Origin of the sequence: Limnothrix sp. FACHB-406 (assembly GCF_014698235.1) — a bacterium.
GTDB lineage: Bacteria > Cyanobacteriota > Cyanobacteriia > CACIAM-69d > CACIAM-69d > CACIAM-69d.
Genome location: NZ_JACJSP010000015.1, coordinates 24,497 through 42,256, shown reverse-complemented (window position 1 = coordinate 42,256; position 17,760 = coordinate 24,497). Strand labels below are relative to the sequence as shown.

The window sequence follows — 17,760 nt, the reverse complement described above, 5'->3', positions numbered from 1 at the left end:
ACCTTACCTGAAACGCCCGTGACCGCAACCGTTGTCAGTTCCGAAACCCGCCGCCGGCCCGTGTTTCCCTTCACGGCGATCGTCGGTCAAGAAGAAATGAAGTTGGCGTTGATGCTCAACGTCATTGACCCCAAGATTGGGGGTGTGTTGATCGTTGGCGATCGGGGCACGGGCAAATCCACCACGATTCGCGCCCTGGCCGACTTGCTCCCAGAAATCGATGTGGTGGACGGCGACCCCTTCAACAGCGACCCCCGCGACCCGGAATTGATGAGCGACGAGGTGCGCGATCGGGCGTTGGCGGGTCAGTCCTTGCCCGTGGTGCAGCGCAAGGTGCAAATGGTTGACCTGCCCTTGGGAGCCACCGAAGACCGCGTTTGCGGCACGATCGACATTGAAAAAGCCCTGGCCGAAGGGGTGAAAGCCTTTGAACCGGGCCTGTTGGCCAAGGCCAATCGCGGCATCCTTTACGTGGATGAAGTGAACCTGCTCGATGACCACTTGGTTGATGTGCTGCTGGATTCGGCGGCCTCGGGCTGGAACACGGTGGAACGCGAAGGGATTTCGATTCGCCACCCAGCACGGTTTGTGTTGGTGGGTTCCGGCAACCCGGAAGAAGGGGAACTGCGGCCCCAACTGCTCGATCGGTTCGGGATGCACGCGGAAATTCGCACCGTGAAGGAGCCGAACCTGCGGGTGCAAATTGTGGAAGAGCGATCGGCCTTTGACAGCAGCCCCCAAAGCTACCTCGATCGTTGCCAAACGGAACAGCAAGCCCTGCAAGCCAAGCTGGTGAACGCCCGGAACCTGCTGCCCTCGGTGGAGCTGGACTACGATTTGCGGGTGCAAATTTCCCAGGTTTGTTCTGAGCTGGATGTGGACGGGTTACGGGGCGACATCGTGACCAACCGGGCCGCCAAGGCGATCGCCGCCCTCGAAGGTCGCACCCAAGTAACCGTCGATGACATCCGCCGGGTAATTGTGCTCTGCTTGCGTCACCGGCTGCGGAAGGATCCGCTGGAGACGATCGACTCGGGCTATAAGGTTGAGAAAACGTTCTGCTCGGTCTTTGGCTTACCCTTCGAGCAAAATTAGTCAACTTGATCGGTCGGGGTGCAAGCGATCGAGATCGCAAGCATGAGCATCGGGGGGCGCAAGCGTTCATTGGCTTCAACTTAAGACCGAGAAAATCCGGGTAGGGGCGTACAGCCGTACGCCCCTACAGGGTTGACGGGTTTCAATCGACCCTGATTGGGATGATTTTGAACAAGCTAACCGTTAAGTTGAAGCACATGGCAAGCGTTGCGCCCCTACGGAATGGGGTGCTGTGTCCCGGTCGGACGGATGAGGGTGTGATTGGGTTGAGATCGTTGAGATCATTGACTTGTGGGCGGGCCAGAGTTCCTTGGCCTGCTGAAGCTCTAGCAATCTGAGAACGGGAGGCGAAACCGTGGCGCTGCTGTTGGCCGGTGATGTGGGCGGAACCAAAACGATTCTGCGGTTGGTGGAAACCGACAGCCGCACCCCCCAGGCGGTGGAATTGCAACCCCTGTATGAAGCCCAATACGCCAGCCGGGACTTCACCGACCTGGTGCCAATGGTAGAAACCTTTTTGGGGGCTTCCGGGCTAAATCGCCGACCCGATCGCGCCTGTTTTGGGATTGCGGGGCCCGTGGCCCACGGCACATCACGACTCACCAACCTGGGCTGGTTCCTGGAGGTCGATCGCCTAATCCAAGCCCTCGAGATTCCCCATGTGGAACTGATCAACGACTTTGCCGCCGTCGGCTATGGCATCCCGGTGCTGGAAGCAGTGGATTTGAAAGTGTTGCAGCCGGCCAAGGTTGATCCCCTGGCCCCGATCGGGATCTTGGGGGCGGGCACTGGCTTGGGCGAAGGATTTTTGATTCCAACGGGCGAGCCGGGCCGCTACCGAGCATTCAGCACCGAGGGCGGTCACACAGACTTTGCACCCCGATCAGCCCTGGAATGGGAGCTACACAACTATTTGCAGGAGCGATATCAGATCGATCGGGTCTCCGTGGAGCGGATTGTTTCCGGTCAAGGGATTGTCGGCATCTATCAATTTCTGCGCGATCGACAAACGGGCCACGAAAACAGCACCGTCGCCCAAGCCATCCGCACCTGGGAACAGGAAATGGGCCGCAGCGAAAAGAGCATCGATCCCGGTGCAATCATTGCCCGTGCTGCCTTGGAAGAGTCCGATGCACTCTGCGAACAGGCCATGAACTTGTTTGTGGCGGCCTATGGAGCCGAGGCGGGCAACTTGGCCCTGAAGCTCTTGCCCTACGGCGGGCTATATGTGGCCGGAGGCATTGCCGCCAAGATTTTGCCCTTGCTCGATCGGGGACAGTTTCTATTTCACTTTGGCAGCAAGGGCCGGGTGAGCGAGCTGTTAGAGAATGTGCCCGTTTCGGTGGTCTTGAATCCTCAAGTGGGCCTGCTGGGGGCAGCGGTGTGTGCGGCTCAATTGGGCTAGGGTGCGATCGACTCATTCATCGATTCATTCACAGGGCAATTCACCCGCACATTGTCCGCTCATTCATGAACCCAGAGCTTAAAAAGCCCAAAACGAAGAAAAGCCAAAACCGAAACGGGGCCAAGACCTGCAACTTTCCTAAGATTCTCAATGAACTTGGTCAGTGACAGCGGCTGGCTCAGGCTCGGTTTTGGCTTTTCAGAAACTTTTTCAGTAGATGCTTCGTAGATGCTTTGTAAATGCTGAATCAATCAGTGCTGAACTAATCAGTGCTGAATCAATCAGTGCCGAGTCAATCAATGCCGAAAACGATAGGAAAGCGCATAGGATAATGCTTAAACATGACTCCAGAAGCCTTGGGGGATGATTGATTAAACAACAACATCTTCAAACGCTCAGATTCTGGAGTCTCCTATGGGTTCTGATTAACACAAGGGTTAATCATCATCCGTGTCTTCCGGGTCACCCACCATGTTGGGGCTAATCAAGGTGATATCAAACTCGTCCGGCGGCCCGATCGAGAGCGTATCTTGCTTGAGGGTGTAGTAAATGGCCCGAACCTGGGGCCCAAAGACAATTTCGTCCTCGTTTTGTAAATCGTGGACTTGCAGCTTACGACCGTTAATTAGCAGCCCATTGGCACTGGGTTTGCCCTTGAGGTTGCCATCGACAATTCGGTAATAGGCTGTACCGTCGTCATAGGACAGACGAACGAGGGTGGCGTGCCGACGCGACACAAATTGAGAAACAAGGATGACATCGCACTTGGGATCGCGTCCAATGGAGTAGACGGGATTTTCGAGAATGACTTCCCGTCTCCCCTTGTCGTCTTCAACGATTAAGAGGTGATTTTGCCTGGGTTCTGCGGGCATGGGCTGATTATGCGGACTGGATTAACTGTGCTCCACGAAGTGTGGAGACTCTTGACGTAGCTCGGTTACGGCTAATTCTGACATGTCTGGTTTTGTTCAGGCAGCGCACTAACTGCCGATCGGGCGCTGACACGCAAGAGCAGGGAATTACTCACCACACTGACAGAACTGAAAGCCATCAGAGCGGCAGCAGTGGCAGGACTAAGCCCCAATCCAACGGAGGGTAACCAAAGGCCCGCCGCGAGGGGAATGCCAATCGCATTGTACGCGATGGCCCATAACAGGTTTTGGCGAATTTTACGGAACGTTGCGCGGCCGAGCATGATCGCGCTCGGCAGGTCGAGCAGTCGATCGCGCGTCAAAATGACACCGGCAGTTTCGAGGGCAGCATCGGTGGCCGATCCCAGGGCAATGCCAACGGGAGCAGTGGCCAAGGCGGGTGCGTCGTTGATGCCGTCACCCACCATGGCCGGATGGGGCAATTGGCTGATGATTTGGGCTTTTTGGTCGGGTCGCAACTCGGCAACCACGGCCGATCGGGACAAGCCAACCCGATCGGCTAGGGCGTTGGCCACCTCAGCCCGATCGCCCGTCAACACCCGAATATCCAACCCCAGTTGCTGGAGCCGCTGCACGGTGGCGATCGCATCGGGTCGCAACTCGTCGGCGGCCGACAACAGCCCCACCAGTCGATCGCCCTCCGCCACCAAAATTGGCGTTTTCCCCGCCTGGGCCATCTGCTGCAAGGCCAGCTCCACCGACTCCGGCAAGGGAATTCCCCCTTGAGCCAGCCAGGCCCAATTGCCAACCCAAACGGGGCGATCGGCCACTTGGGCCTTGGCTCCCAGGCCCGGTTCCGTCACGAAGTCTTGGGCCGGGAGGGCGGGTAGCGCAGCGGCCGCTTGGGCGATCGCTTGGGCCAGGGGGTGGCGAGTGCCCCGCTCCACGGCCGCCGCCAACTGCACCAGGCGATCGCCCGTCATGTCAGCCACCAGGGGTTGGCGATCGACCAACACCGGTCGCCCCGTGGTGAGGGTTCCCGTTTTGTCAAAGACCACCGTGGCCACCTGCTGGAGCCGTTCCAGCACATCACCACCCCGGATCAAAATCCCCTGTTCTGCGCCCCAACTGGAGCCAACCAAAATGGCCGTCGGCGTGGCCAAGCCCAAGGCACAGGGACAGGCCACCACCAGCACGGAAATGGCGAGCTTCAGGGCCAGTTGCCCAGGGGTCACCGGCTCCGACACCATGGGGGCCATCCCGGCCATGGCCAGGTGGGCGGTGTGGTTGGCGTGGTCGGCGGTTTGGGCGGCCGCTTGCAACACAGCGGGGAATCGATCGCCCCAGAGGGCCCAAAAGCCAAAGGTGAACCCGGCGATCGCCATCACCCCCCAGCAAAAATAGCCCGCCACGCGATCGGCCAAGCGCTGGATCGGAGCCTTGCGCCCCTGGGCTTCGGCCACCAATTGCACAATGCGGGCCAATTCCGTGTCGCGGCCAACCCGCTGGGCCCGAATCACGATCGCCCCCGATTGGTTGAGGGTTCCCGCCAACAGGCGATCGCCCGGCTGCTTGATCACCGGCTGCGATTCCCCCGTCAACATCGCCTCATCCACCGTGGTTTTACCCAACACCACCACCCCATCCACCGGCAACCGATCGCCCGGCAACACCAACAGGGCTTGGCCCACCTGCACCGTTCCCACGGGAATCGATTCCGTTGGCAGCGCTTCTCCCAATTCCGTGGGTTCCTGGGTCAACCGACGCGCCAGGGCTGGCTTCAGGGCCAGCAGGGCCGTGAAGGATTCCCGAGATCGCACCCGCACCCGGGCCTCGATCGTGCGGCCCAACAGCACAAACCCCAACAGCATGGCCGGTTCATCAAAAAAACAAGCCCAATCCCAACTGGGGTGAACCAAGGCCACCACACTGGCCAGATAGGCCGCACCGGTTCCCAAGCCAATCAGGGAGTTCATGGTGGGAATGCCGCGCAGCAGCGAGCGAAACCCTTCTAGCAAAATTTCTCGCCCCGGAAACAGCAGGGCCAAGGTGGCCACCGCAAAGTGAAATTCCACCCGACTGATCAATGGGATGGGCGGGCCCCCCAGCCGATCGAGGTGGCCCAAAGTGGAAATCAGCAACAGCACCCCGGCAATCACCAGGGGCCGCCACCAATCGCCCGCCGTGGCCGGGGTTTCCGGGGCGATCGGGGTCAAATCTGCCGAAGTTTGCACTTCGCTGGGAAACCCTGCCCCCGTCAAGGCCGCCGCCAGGGCGGGCACGGTGGCCTGCACATCGGTTCCCGGCAGCAAATCCACCACCGCCAAGCCCGTCGCCAAGTTCACATTGGCATCGGCCACCGTGGGTTGGCGTTTCAGGCGATTTTCCACAGCCGCCACACAGCCCCCACATTTCATGCCCGAAACCGTGAGCACGGCCGTGGGTTTGGGGGATGGGGAAGGGCTGGTCAGGGTCATAGGATTCACGGGCGATCGCGGCGATCAGGGAAAACGTTGGAATCTGGAATCGAAATCTGAAAGTTGGCTGACGGCGATCGGGGAAGCCAATCGACGCAGATCGACTATAGCGGTTTGGCGAAAAGGTCGATCGCTCCCCGGCTCGGGTATGCTGCAAACCAGCCTTTTTCGATCGGGTTCTCGATCGCCCCTCGACCGTGACCGACTCTCCGCCTCCTTCCTCCGCTTCCGAATTGCCGCCCCCCTCGCCCGCCGAGCCGGCCGCCAATCTCGACCCTGAACCCCCGCCCCCGGCGGCCCCGGAACCAACCCAGACCGGGCGATCGATCCTGTCCATTGCCAGCATCGTGGCCGGGGCCACCCTCCTGAGCAAGGTGGCGGGCCTGGTGCGCCAACAGGTGATCGCAGCGGCCTTTGGAGCCGGGCCCGTGGTGGATGCCTTCGCCTATGCCTATGTGCTGCCGGGCTTTTTGTTGATTCTGTTGGGCGGCATCAATGGCCCCTTCCACAGCGCCATGGTCAGTGTGTTGGCCAAGCGCGATCGATCGGAGGCGGCAGTGATTGTGGAAACGGTCACCACGGTGGTTTGTGGGGCCTTGCTGCTGGTGAGTGCGGCCCTGGTGGTGTTTGCGGAACCGGCGATCGGGCTGTTGGCTCCCGGCTTGAGCGTCCACAACACCGCCGCCGCCGTCCAAACCCGTGAGCTGGCGGTGTTGCAATTACAGGTAATGGCCCCGATCGCCTTCTTGGCCGGGGCGATCGGGATTGGCTTCGGCACGCTGAACGCCGCCGATCTGTATTGGCTGCCCTCGATCAGTCCCGTTCTGTCCAGCATTGTCACCATCGGGGCGATCGGCTGGTTCGCTTGGCAACAGGGCGGCTCTGGCCCTGAAACCCTGGCGCTGGGTGGGGTGCTGTTGGCTGCCAGCACCACGGCCGGGGCCCTCTTGCAATGGTTAGTCCAACTGCCCGCCCAAATCAAAGCGGGCATGGGACGGTTTCGACTGCGCTGGTCGCTGCGCCATCCGGGCGTGCAAGCGGTGCTGGGCGTGATGGGGCCCGCGGCCCTCTCCTCCGGCATGTTGCAGATTAATCTCTACACGGATTTATTTTTTGCCTCCTTTGTGCCCCAGGCGGCGGCGGCCCTCAACTACGCCAACTTGCTGATCCAAACCCCCTTGGGCCTGGTTTCCAACGTGGTGCTTGTGCCCCTGTTGCCGGTGTTGGCCCGGTCAGCGGACGATCGCCCCGTATTTATTGATCGGCTTCGGCAAGGATTGTTGGTTTCCGCGATTGCCATGTTGCCCCTCAGCGGCCTGACGATCGCCCTGGCTGACCCGATCGTTCAAGTAATCTACGAGCGGGGAGCCTTCAACAGCAACGATTCCCAACTGGTGGCCAGCGTTTTGATGGCCGCCGGGATTGGCATGTTTGTTTATCTTGGGCGGGATGTGATGGTGCGAGCCTTCTATGCCCTGGGTGATGCCAATGCGCCCTTTCGGATCAGTTTGGTCAATATCGGGTTTAATGCGCTGCTGGACTGGTGGCTCGTGCCTCGGTTTGGCGCGGCCGGCATTGTGTTGGCCACGGTGGGGGTGAATGCCCTGGCCATGGCGGCGTTGCTCTGGTTGCTCGATCGACGCATTGGCGGCTTGCCCTGGGGCGATTGGGCCAAGCCCTTTGGCGGTGTGCTGTTGGGAAGCTTCCTGGCTGGGGGCGTGGCCTGGGGGGTGCGCTGGGGGCTGGCGGGATCCTTGGGATCCTCGCTGCTTGAGCAATTGCTGTTGTTGGTGTTGGCGGGTTCAGCGGGCTTAGGGGTTTTTGGGGCCGTGGCTTGGCAGTTGCGCCTGCCGGAATTGCAGATCCTGCTGCGACGGTGGCGACGCAGCGAATAGGCAACGCAGCAAATCAGAGAACTCATCAGGGCATTCAGAACAGTGCAAGGATTCATCGGTACGGGACTCGCAACGCTGCTCACCCTCTCACCCGGGGTTGACTTGCTCCACCAGGGAGCCGTGACTTATCTGAATCGCGTTGGCAGCAGTTGGTTTTGGGGGCCAAACCAGGCAGAACCCCAAGCACAGGCAACGGTGCAGCAATATCTCGATCGCCTGAAGGCGGCCGGCATTGACCCCGCTGAACAGGGCCTTTGGTTCCAAGCCAACTGGCGCGTTTTGGCCCAACATCAGGGCGATCGCCCCCTCTCCGCCGCATCCTTGACCAAGGTGGCCACTTCCTTGGCGGCTTTGGAAACCTGGGATCCGAACCATCAATTCATCACGGAAATTTGGGCCGACGGGCCGATCGCCCAAGGAACCCTCCAGGGCAACTTAATTGTGCGCGGCGGTGGCGATCCGATGTTTGTTTGGGAAGAGGCGATCGCCCTTGGGAATGCGCTCCAGCAATTGGGCATCAACCGGGTAACCGGCGATCTGGTGATTGAAGGGCGCTTTGAGATGAACTTTTTGCCCGATCCAGAAGACCCTAACCCACCGGGGCCAGCCCTGGGCGGAACCTTACTGCGCCAAGGGATCAATGAAGCGGCTTGGTCGCCCTTGCTCACCCGTGTCCATGGAGCCATGCCCCCCGGCACAGCCAAGCCCCAGGTGGTGATTGCGGGAACGGTGCGGCCGGCGTTGGATGCCCTGCCCTCGGCTTCGCCCAACCAACTGCCCAACGCCACCACCACACCGGGCACGACCACGCCCGTAGCGGGCCGGCGCTTGTTGATTCGCCATCGATCGCTGCCGTTGCTGAGTTTGCTGAAGCAAATGAACCTCTACAGCAATAACTTCATGGCCGAAACCCTGGCCCGCCAGATGGGCGGCGGCGTGAAGGTGGCGCAACAGTTGCGATCGCTCACGGGTCTCTCAGAAACGGAATTGCGATCGCTCAATGGCTCCGGTTTGGGCCAGGGCAATGCTTTTTCTCCCAGGGCGATCACCGCGATCGGGATTGCTTTGGAACGGCGCTTGCAAGTGCTGGGCATTCCGGAGGGCGTTGCGGCCCTGTTGCCCATGGCCGGGCGCGATCGGGGAACCATTGCCCGGCGCAAAATGCCCGCCGGTTCCGCTGTCAAAACCGGCAGTTTGTTTAATGTCAGTGCCCTGTCTGGGTTTTTGCCCACGCGCGATCGGGGCTTGGTTTGGTTTTCAATCCAAAACCGCAGCACCAAAGTCAACAGCCTGCGGGCGGAGCAAGACAAACTCCTCACGGACTTACAAACCCAATGGGGTGGCCCACCGCAACCGGTAGTAATACCGCCCCCGATCGAGCCGTTTTTGGGCGACCCTAGCCGCAACGAACCCATCCAGACCTAGGGCCGATGCTCCAATTCCCGAAACCTATGCACCAACGAGAGTCTGCCAAGCCAGTTGCAGCAACCACAGGCTGAGGCTGGCCGTGGCGATCGTCAGCAGCAGCAGGCCCCCAATCAACAGCAACACAAACCGTTTGGACACGCGCCCCGGCCCCCGATCAGGTGCGTGCAAATGGGCTTCCAGCAACTGCAAATTTTGGGCATTGGCCTTCCAGGCCACATCCACCAAATCCCCGAGGGCCGGAACCGCGCCGGCCAGGGTTTCCAAGGCAATATTCACAGTCATGCGGGTGAGCAGGGCGGGCGGTGTGCCCAGGCGGGCCGACTCCCAAACCAGATAAACCGACAGCAAAAAACTCACCAGGTCTCCCCCGATCGGGAGCAGGCCAATCACGGGATCGAGGCCCACCCGGTAGCGCACAATCGGCAGTTCGATCGCGTTGTCCATCAGGGTGGCGATCGCCCGAACCCGTTTCAAGCGTTGCCAATCTTGGCTAGAAAACTGCGGTGTGACCCCGGAGGTGGCGATCGGGGTGGAAGCGGCGGACGATCGGCGGTTCATGGGTGGCAGGGCAGTGGGGCCCCTTGCAGCATTGCCAAAATTGTAGGCGGCGATCGCGAAAGTTCCGTTTTCGATTGCTGTTTTTGAGGCGGCCTGTCGTTATAACCCAATGTCCGAAGCAGCAATGCCCAACGCCACAAGATCGGATTCAGCAATGCCCAACCCAGCGATCTCAGTGATCATTCCGGCCTACAACGCAGCGGCGACCCTTTCCCAGACGATCGCCTCTGTGTTGGCCCAAACCGACCCAGATTTTGAAATTGTGGTGGTGGATGACGGGTCGATCGACCAGACCTGGGATTGCTTGCAGGCTTGGGCCGCGCGGGATGCTCGGGTGCGGCCATTCCGGTTTGCCAACGGCGGCCAGGCGATCGCCCGAAACCGAGGCTTAGCCCAAGCACGGGGCCAATGGATTGCCTTTCTCGATGCGGATGATTGGTGGACTCCGGACAAATTGGCGGCCCAGAAGGCGGCCTTGGCCGCCAATCCCCAGGCCGCCTTGGCCTATAGCTGGACGGACTACGTGGACGATCGGGCAGCGTTTTCCCACCGAGGCAGCTATGTCAGCCTGGAAGGGGCCGTGCTGCCCGCTTTGTTACAGCTCAATTTTTTAGAAAATGGCTCTAACCCGCTGATCCGCCGATCCGCCCTGGCGGCCGTGGGCTGGCCGAATCCCGCCGATCCCCGCCCGATTGCCCCCTTTGATCCCACCCTGGTTCCCTCAGAGGATTGGGATTTGTGGTTGCGGTTGGCGGCCCGGTTTCCCCTGGTTTGCGTGCCCCGGGTGCAGGTGCTCTATCGGATGGCAGCGGGATCCCAGTCGGCGAATGTGGCCCGCATTGCGCGATCGGGGTTGGCCTGTTTGCGGCAAGCCATCGCCCAGCATCCCCACCTGGCCATTCATGGGCCGATCGCCTTTGGCAATTTCTATAAATATTTGCTCTATAAATATCTGGCCCCGCGCCTGGATGCCGTGACCCTGCGACTGAACCCACCCGATCGCCAAGGGCTGCTCGGTTGGCAATTGGGTTGGCATCTCTTGGGCCATGACCCGGCCTTTGGGCGATCGCCCGGAGCAGTGAAAGCTTTGTTGGGATTACTGTTGATTGGTTTATGTTCCCCAAGGCTGCGGGCTAACCTGCTCGATCGGCTAGGATCCCGCGCCCGCTGGGTGAATCCCCAATCCCTACTGGGCTATATCCGCCGTCCTTCGGGGTCCAATTGATGGGCATCTTGGTAGGCATCTTGAGTGACACCAAACTTGTCAGATTTTTCAAAGTTCGTTCAGATTTCTTGGAATTCCCCTTTCCTGATGTTCCCAATGTTATTGAGGAGGCAATATCAGGGCGCTGCATCAATAACGCGGAATTGAAAACGCTGAATCGAAAAAACTGTATGCGATTTAGGGAATTCCCCATCAAGTCGGGTCAAGATCGGATCAAGACTTCACGATCGACAGATTCCCTAACCTCCGAGCGGCAGCCAGCCCCATGGCCTGCATCCCCGCAAATGCCGTCAATTGAGATTGCGGCGATGGTGTCAACCCCAAACGAACGCTAGGGCCGGGATGAATTGCGACCTTGGGGCTGCCTGAGCGGTGTTGCGTTGATCTGAACAATTGGGCCATGGGCCCGGCATTGCCCCTTTGTCTTCTTTACCTATTGCATTCACGTAGGTCGCTGGCTATGACAGTTGCTTCCATCGCCCTTGAAGTCTCTCCCGATCGCCATCCTTTGGATGCAATTTTTGTGCCTCGGAGTGTGGCGCTGATTGGCGCAACCGATCGTGAAGGGAGTGTGGGGCGCACGCTTTTGACCAATTTGTTGCAAAACCCCTTTGGGGGCACGGTGTTTCCCATTAATCCCAAGCGATCGAACGTGTTGGGAGTCAGGGCCTATCCCTCGATCGCGGAAGTGCCCGAAACCGTGGATTTGGCGGTGATTGCCACCCCAGCGGCCACCGTTCCGGACTTGATTCGCGATTGTGGCCAGGCAGGGGTACGCGGGGCGATCGTCCTGTCTGCGGGCTTCAAGGAAATTGGCCCCGCTGGCATTGAACTAGAAAAACGACTCCTGACCGAAGCCCGCCGCTACAACATGCGGGTGGTGGGCCCCAACTGCTTGGGGGTAATGAATCCGATTTCCGGTTTGAACGCCACCTTTGCCAGCGCCATGGCCCGGCCGGGAAATGTGGCATTCCTGAGCCAAAGCGGGGCCATGTGTACGGCGATTTTGGATTGGAGCTTCCGGGAACAGGTGGGCTTCAGTTCCTTTGTGTCGATCGGGTCAATGCTGGATGTGGGCTGGGGCGACCTGATTGAATACCTGGGCGATGATCCCCGCACCCACACGATCGCTATTTACATGGAATCGGTGGGGGATGCGCGGGCCTTCCTGTCGGCAGCGCGAGAAGTGGCGCTGCAAAAACCGATCATGGTGATCAAGGTGGGACGCACGGAAGCGGCAGCCCAGGCGGCCGCCTCCCACACGGGATCGCTGTCGGGTAGTGACGCGGTGTTGGATGCGGCCTTCCGGCGATCGGGGGTGTTGCGCGTCGAGACGATCGAAGACCTGTTCGACATGACCGAAGTGCTGGCCAAGCAACCTCGCCCCCGGGGGCGCAAGTTGATTGTGCTGACCAATGCGGGCGGCCCTGGGGTGTTGGCGGCCGATGAGGTGGTTTCCGGCGGGGGCGACTTGGCCGAGCTGTCACCGGAGACGATCGAGCGGTTAGATCAAGTGTTGCCGCCCAGTTGGAGCCGCCGCAACCCGATCGACATTTTGGGAGATGCCGACCCCGATCGCTATTCCCAGGCCTTGGAAATCGCCGCCGCCGATCCCAACGGAGACGGGCTGCTGACCATCCTCACCCCCCAGGCCATGACCGATCCCACCCAAATTGCTGAGCGGCTGCGGCCCTATGCCCATTGCGGGAAGCCGATCTTGGCCAGTTGGATGGGCGGCTCGGCCGTGGCCGCTGGCGAGGCCATTTTGAACCAAGCGGGCATCTTCACCCTCCCCTACCCCGACGCGGCCACCCGGGTGTTCAACTACATGTGGCGCTACAGCTACAACCTGCGGGGACTGTATGAAACCCCCAATGCGGTCGCGGGTAGTTTTGCCGCCGAACCCGATCGAGCCGCCGTCACTCGGATCATTCAGCAAGCCCAAGCGGTGGGCCGCAATCTACTCACGGAATTTGAAGCCAAGCAAATCCTGGCCGCCTATGGAATTCCCGTGGTGGAAACCCGCATCGCCACCAAGCTCGAAGAGGCCGTGGAAATTGCCAACGACATTGGCTATCCCGTGGCCCTCAAGCTCTATTCCGAAACCATCACCCACAAGAGCGATGTGGGTGGTGTGCGGCTGAATTTGCAAAATGCTAATGAGGTGCGCTGGGCTTACCTGGCGATCGTGGCCGGCGTGGCGATCGCCAACCGTCACAAGTCCCCACAAACCAGCAGCTACACCGAAGAAGGGGATGCAGATCCCCAACGGCGCGTCCTCACAGCGGACTTTTTGGGGGTCACCGTGCAACCCATGCTCAAGTTAGATGGCTATGAGCTAATTCTGGGCAGTAGTGTGGATCCACAATTTGGCCCCGTGTTGCTGTTTGGGTTGGGCGGTCAGTTGGTGGAGGTGTTCCGCGATCGCGCCCTGGGCCTGCCCCCGCTCAACACCACCCTGGCCCGGCGGATGATGGAACAAACCCGGATTTACAAAGCCCTGCAAGGGGTACGCGGTCGGGCCCCCGTGGACTTGGCCGCCCTGGAGCAACTCCTGGTGCGTTTCAGCCAACTGGTGGTGGAACAGCCCTGGATTAAGGAAATTGACATCAATCCCCTCCTCGCCCGCGAGGCTGGCCAGGCCGTGGCCACCGGAACCACCAGTTCGCTGATTGCCCTGGATGCGAGGGTGGTGTTGCACCCGCCCATGGATCCGGCAACGTTGCCCCGGCCGGCCATCCGCCCTTATCCCATTCAATACGCGACCCCCTGGACCCTGCGCGACGGCACAACGGTCAATATTCGCCCCATTCGCCCGGAGGATGAACCGCCTTTGGTGCGTTTCCACGAGAGTTTGTCGGAACAAACGGTTTATCTGCGCTATTTCCACGCCCTGAAACTGAGCCAGCGGATTAGCCACGAGCGTCTGTCGCGGATTTGCTTCATTGACTACGATCGGGAAATGGCCCTGGTGGCGGAGGGGCGCGATCCCAGTGAAGAACGGGAAATTTTGGGAGTCAGCCGCATTAGCAAGCTGCATGGCTCCAATGAAGCGGAGTTTGCGATGCTCATTCGCGATCGCTACCAAAATCAAGGGCTAGGCACGGAACTTTTGCAGCGGTTGGTTGCCATTGCCCGCGACGAAAAGATCGATCGACTGCGGGGCGAAATTTTGCCCAACAACGCCCCTATGCGTCATCTGTGCGAAAAACTGGGTTTCCAAATCCAACGGGCCGCCGATATCACCTTGGCCGTGCTGGAACTTTGAAGGGGCCCACGCTGGCAGGCACGGGGAACCTGAACCATCGGCAAAAACTGGCTCAGCCTTGGGTATGTTGAGGACAAATTCTACGTCTTGAGGTTCTCTCTTGATGTTGATTCCCAGTCCTGATCAGTTTGCCGGCAGTTTGGTGGGGCAATGTTTGGCTGATGCGGTGGGTTGTCGGGTGGAGGGCTACCCACCGGAAGTTTGTGCCAACTTTGTGGCCCAAGAAGTCCGGCTTCAGCAAATTGGCGATCGGGATCGATTTCCCTTCCCTTTTGGTCAATATACGGACGATTCCCAACTGGCTCGCGAGTTGGCACAAAGCTACGTGGCCCAAGGAGGGTTTGATCCCGCAGATTATGCGGCCAGAATTGCCGCCATCTTCGCGGAAGAGCGAATTGTGGGCCGGGGACTAGCCACCGAATCGGCCGCCGAGCGGTTAATTCAAGGGGTTCCCTGGCATGAGGCGGGGGTTCCAGCCCCTTCCGCTGGCAACGGCAGCGCCATGCGAGCGGCCCCGATCGGGTGGTTCTTTAGCCATGATCCCGACAAACTGATTGCCGCCGCCTGCGACCAAGGGTACATTACGCACCAAGATCCGCGTTGCTCTGCGGGAGCCGTTGCCATTGCTGGCGCGGTGGCTTTGGCCCTGCGCGGTGGGGCGATCAATCCTCCCGATTTTCTGGGTCAGCTCAGTACTTGGGTGGCTCAGGTCGATCGCCCCTTTGGTGAATGGGTGCAAATGCTGACCGATTGGGTCTTGCTTAGCCCCACCGAAGCCGCCGTCTTGATCGCCAACGCCGGCCGATCTCCCGATCAGGAGCGCAGTTGGCCGGGCATTTCTCCCTTTGTTATTCCCAGTGTTTTGTGGAGCCTCTACGCCTTCTTGCGATCGCCCGCAGATTATTGGGAAACTGTTTGCACCAGCATCACCGTGGGCGGAGATGTGGACACCACCGCCGCCATGGCCGGGGCGATTAGTGGAGCTTATTTGGGATTAATGGCACTGCCCCAAGCCCTTGCGGCACAGGTCAACGATCGAGGGAGTTGGGGCTATCAGGACTTGGTAAACCTCGCTCACCAATGCCATCAGCAACGGTTTGGCAAGAACCCACCAACGGATCGGTCATCCAAGGAACTTTGAGGTTAAGAGCCAAGTTGGCATCAGCAAACCTTGCATCCATCCGGCAGGAGAACCCCTAGCCCGAAGACACGGACAACATCGATCGGGACAAGGCCCCGCCACCGGAGCCAGCCGGCCCACCCCCCACCGGATTTGGCGGCGGGCCGTGGCCACTGGTGGGTTCCCGGTGCAATTCCAAGCGCTCCAAATTGAGGCGATAGCCCACATTGCGGACTGTTTGGATGGTGCTGGGTTGGCGGGGATCGGCCTCCAGCTTTTTGCGCAGGGACAGCACATGGGTATCGACCGTGCGTGGATTGTCGATCGACTCAGGCCAAGCCCGCTGCAAAATTTCCGCCCGACTGAGGGGCACGCCGCCCGCCTGGGCCAGGGCATAGAGCAGGCTAAATTCCTGGGGAGTCAGCTCGATCGCCCGTTCAAACAGCCAAACCCGCCGCTGAATTAGATCAATCCGCAACACGCCACAGTCCAGCAGGGCCGGAGCCGATCGAGATCGACCCCGACGCACCAACGCCTGCACCCGCGCCAAAAACTCCTGCATCCCAAAAGGCTTGCGCAGATAATCATCGGCCCCTGCCCGCAGGGCCGCCACCGCATCCGCCTCGCCCGATCGCGCCGAAATCATCAGCACCATCGGCTGCTGAACCCGTTGCAACCAGGCACAGAATTCCAAACCATCCCCATCGGGCAAATCGGGATCCAGCACAACCAACATTGGCCGTTGGGCCTGGGCCACGTCCCGTGCTTGCTGAAGCGTTGCTGACGGACAAACCACGTAGCCCAGTTGTTGTAAGTGCCACCCCAACAACGAGCGTAGGTGTGGATTCGTCTCAATAATCTGAATGCTAATAGGAGCCACAGGCTTGATTCAACTCGTTGTTGCCCAATGCGGCAGCAGATTCGAGAATTACCCTGTAGCCTAGCAAGGATTTTTTGGACTATTTGTAGCCGAAACTACGCAGATTTAAACTTCATCGTCAATCTGCCTTTTCCAGGAGCGTTGTTAGGAAATCGTTCAGCCCCCTTAGTGATCGAAATGATGGCTCAATTGCCCATCCCCAAACCACTTTCGCCATTGATAGCAATGATCGTTTGGGTTGATGCCTAGGTCAAATTGACTCAGGGGTTACCAATTTTCATGCCCCTTGGATGATCAAAGGAGCGGACTGGGTTTTCGATGGAGAAGGCCTTAGGAGGCGACCTCTTGCCGACATCTTGATCTCGCTACCAAAGATCTTTTTTGCCCCGCAGACGGGTAAAGGTACGAACGGGATCATCTGTGGCCATGGCCGCTTGGACGGCAGGACTATCCCAACGCAGAAAAGGGTTGGTTTGTTTTTCTTGGCCCAGGCTGAGGGGAACGGTGGGTTGCTGGCGCGATCGCGCGAGGCGAGTTTCCTGGAGGCGTTGTTGCAGCGTATGGTTTTGGGGTTCGATGGTTTGGGCAAATTCCAGGTTGCCCAGGGTGTATTCATGGGCACACCAAATCCGGGTGCTGTCTGGCAGTTGGCGCAGTTGATCGATCGACTGGAGCATTTCGGCCGGTGTGCCCTCAGAAAGGCGACCGCAGCCGGCCCCAAAAATCACATCCCCGGAAAATAAATCGCCCCAACCATCGCTGTCGGGGCCGTTGGCGGGAGCGAAGTAATAGGCCACATGGGCGCGGGTGTGGCCGGGCACAAAGAACACTTGAGCAGTGCGATCGGCAAAGGGAATTGTTTCGCCCCCTTCCAAAAACACCTGTTGCGCGGGAATTCGCCCCCGATCGCGCGCGCCCCCATAGACCACCAGCTCGGGAAAGGCCTGCAAGAGGGCCGGTGTGCCACCCACATGATCACGGTGGTGATGGGTGTTAAAAATTGTGGTGAGGCGGCAATTGAGGGCTGCCAGCCGATCGAGCACCGGTTGTGCTTCCGCCGGATCCACCACGGCGGCCTCTTGACGAGCGCGATCGACTAACAAAAAGATATAGTTGTCCAACAGAGCCGGAATGCGTTCGACGTACATTGGGGTGCGAAATAGAATTAACAACAGACCCCCCACCGCGCGAAGAGCGCGCAAGCGGCGAAAATCGCGGCGGATCGGCCTTGCGACCTCTTCGACATCAGCGTCAATGGCGACGAAAGCGACAGAATTCGACCTTCAGCCAATTCTCGATCGCTTAGATGGAGTCGAGGCGATTCCCCGGCAAGATTACCTGAGCCTGGCCAACTGCCTTCTCAGTGATTTTAAGATGACTGACGATCAGCGGCGGCAAGTGTCCAGGCTCTTTGACCTGGTGAAGTTGGGGCGGGTGCGAATTGTGCATCCATAGGCTGGTCTGGCCATAAGTTTGGCCTGGCCGAGCGATCTAGACCGTCAGAACCCTTGAGCAGATTGGCAAGTTGGCTGATCTG

The 17,760-nt window shown here is 59.6% G+C and carries 13 protein-coding genes; 8 read left to right on the top strand and 5 right to left on the bottom strand.

Annotation, left to right across the window (positions count from 1 at the left end; translation table 11 throughout):
* Window positions 1–18 precede the first annotated feature (18 nt).
* Window positions 19–1,095, top strand: a complete 1,077-nt coding sequence (gene bchI, locus H6G53_RS14090) for a magnesium chelatase ATPase subunit I (RefSeq protein ID WP_099533822.1) — start codon at window positions 19–21, stop codon at window positions 1,093–1,095.
* A gap of 355 nt (window positions 1,096–1,450) precedes the next feature.
* Window positions 1,451–2,500, top strand: coding sequence for a glucokinase (locus tag H6G53_RS14085; RefSeq protein WP_190533957.1), 1,050 nt, complete (start codon window positions 1,451–1,453; stop codon window positions 2,498–2,500).
* Window positions 2,501–2,937: 437 nt separating this feature from the next.
* Here the strand turns inward: H6G53_RS14085 and H6G53_RS14080 are convergent, their stop codons facing one another.
* Window positions 2,938–3,372: an FHA domain-containing protein gene (locus H6G53_RS14080; RefSeq protein ID WP_099533819.1), complete on the bottom strand. Its 435-nt coding sequence runs from the start codon at window positions 3,370–3,372 to the stop codon at window positions 2,938–2,940.
* Between the two features lie 71 nt (window positions 3,373–3,443).
* On the bottom strand, window positions 3,444–5,849 hold the full coding sequence (locus tag H6G53_RS14075) for a cation-translocating P-type ATPase (RefSeq protein ID WP_190533954.1): 2,406 nt from the start codon (window positions 5,847–5,849) through the stop codon (window positions 3,444–3,446).
* 197 nt (window positions 5,850–6,046) lie between these two features.
* Here H6G53_RS14075 and murJ point away from each other — a divergent pair, with 197 nt between their 5' ends.
* Both murJ and H6G53_RS14065 read left to right on the top strand, forming a co-directional pair.
* A complete protein-coding gene (gene murJ / locus H6G53_RS14070) occupies window positions 6,047–7,744 on the top strand; it encodes a murein biosynthesis integral membrane protein MurJ (protein WP_347343157.1) in 1,698 nt (565 codons plus the stop codon).
* A 42-nt stretch (window positions 7,745–7,786) separates the two neighbouring features.
* Entirely contained in the window at window positions 7,787–9,169 is a 1,383-nt protein-coding gene (locus H6G53_RS14065) for a D-alanyl-D-alanine carboxypeptidase (RefSeq protein ID WP_190533951.1), read from the top strand.
* A gap of 24 nt (window positions 9,170–9,193) precedes the next feature.
* Here the strand turns inward: H6G53_RS14065 and H6G53_RS14060 are convergent, their stop codons facing one another.
* Window positions 9,194–9,730 carry a DUF4112 domain-containing protein gene (locus H6G53_RS14060; protein ID WP_190533948.1) on the bottom strand — a complete coding sequence of 179 codons (537 nt, stop codon included), beginning with the start codon at window positions 9,728–9,730 and terminating at the stop codon, window positions 9,194–9,196.
* Between the two features lie 154 nt (window positions 9,731–9,884).
* Between H6G53_RS14060 and H6G53_RS14055 the strand changes: the two genes are divergently transcribed.
* From H6G53_RS14055 to H6G53_RS14045, 3 genes are all read left to right on the top strand, one after another.
* A complete protein-coding gene (locus tag H6G53_RS14055) occupies window positions 9,885–10,955 on the top strand; it encodes a glycosyltransferase (RefSeq protein WP_190533945.1) in 1,071 nt (356 codons plus the stop codon).
* A gap of 460 nt (window positions 10,956–11,415) precedes the next feature.
* A complete protein-coding gene (locus H6G53_RS14050; protein ID WP_190355813.1) occupies window positions 11,416–14,223 on the top strand; it encodes a bifunctional acetate--CoA ligase family protein/GNAT family N-acetyltransferase in 2,808 nt (935 codons plus the stop codon).
* 103 nt (window positions 14,224–14,326) lie between these two features.
* On the top strand, window positions 14,327–15,364 hold the full coding sequence (locus H6G53_RS14045; RefSeq protein ID WP_190533942.1) for an ADP-ribosylglycohydrolase family protein: 1,038 nt from the start codon (window positions 14,327–14,329) through the stop codon (window positions 15,362–15,364).
* A 55-nt stretch (window positions 15,365–15,419) separates the two neighbouring features.
* On the opposite strand, the gene H6G53_RS14040 is transcribed toward H6G53_RS14045, so the two are convergent.
* On the bottom strand, window positions 15,420–16,223 hold the full coding sequence (locus H6G53_RS14040) for a winged helix-turn-helix domain-containing protein (protein WP_190533939.1): 804 nt from the start codon (window positions 16,221–16,223) through the stop codon (window positions 15,420–15,422).
* Between the two features lie 365 nt (window positions 16,224–16,588).
* The gene (gene gloB, locus H6G53_RS14035) at window positions 16,589–17,371 is read right to left on the bottom strand and encodes a hydroxyacylglutathione hydrolase (protein ID WP_190533936.1); all 783 of its coding nucleotides are present in this window, start codon (window positions 17,369–17,371) and stop codon (window positions 16,589–16,591) included.
* A 106-nt stretch (window positions 17,372–17,477) separates the two neighbouring features.
* Between gloB and H6G53_RS14030 the strand changes: the two genes are divergently transcribed.
* On the top strand, window positions 17,478–17,678 hold the full coding sequence (locus H6G53_RS14030) for a hypothetical protein (protein ID WP_099532592.1): 201 nt from the start codon (window positions 17,478–17,480) through the stop codon (window positions 17,676–17,678).
* Window positions 17,679–17,760 lie beyond the last annotated feature (82 nt).

What these genes read in the sequence shown, in the direction of transcription:
- H6G53_RS14080 (WP_099533819.1), bottom strand. Translation starts at nt 3,372, where the DNA reads ATGCCCGCAGAACCCAGGCAAAATCACCTCTTAATCGTTGAAGACGAC.
- H6G53_RS14075 (WP_190533954.1), bottom strand. Translation starts at nt 5,849, where the DNA reads ATGACCCTGACCAGCCCTTCCCCATCCCCCAAACCCACGGCCGTGCTC.
- H6G53_RS14060 (WP_190533948.1), bottom strand. Translation starts at nt 9,730, where the DNA reads ATGAACCGCCGATCGTCCGCCGCTTCCACCCCGATCGCCACCTCCGGG.
- H6G53_RS14055 (WP_190533945.1), top strand. Translation starts at nt 9,885, where the DNA reads ATGCCCAACCCAGCGATCTCAGTGATCATTCCGGCCTACAACGCAGCG.
- H6G53_RS14050 (WP_190355813.1), top strand. Translation starts at nt 11,416, where the DNA reads ATGACAGTTGCTTCCATCGCCCTTGAAGTCTCTCCCGATCGCCATCCT.
- H6G53_RS14045 (WP_190533942.1), top strand. Translation starts at nt 14,327, where the DNA reads ATGTTGATTCCCAGTCCTGATCAGTTTGCCGGCAGTTTGGTGGGGCAA.
- gloB (WP_190533936.1), bottom strand. Translation starts at nt 17,371, where the DNA reads ATGTACGTCGAACGCATTCCGGCTCTGTTGGACAACTATATCTTTTTG.
- H6G53_RS14030 (WP_099532592.1), top strand. Translation starts at nt 17,478, where the DNA reads ATGGCGACGAAAGCGACAGAATTCGACCTTCAGCCAATTCTCGATCGC.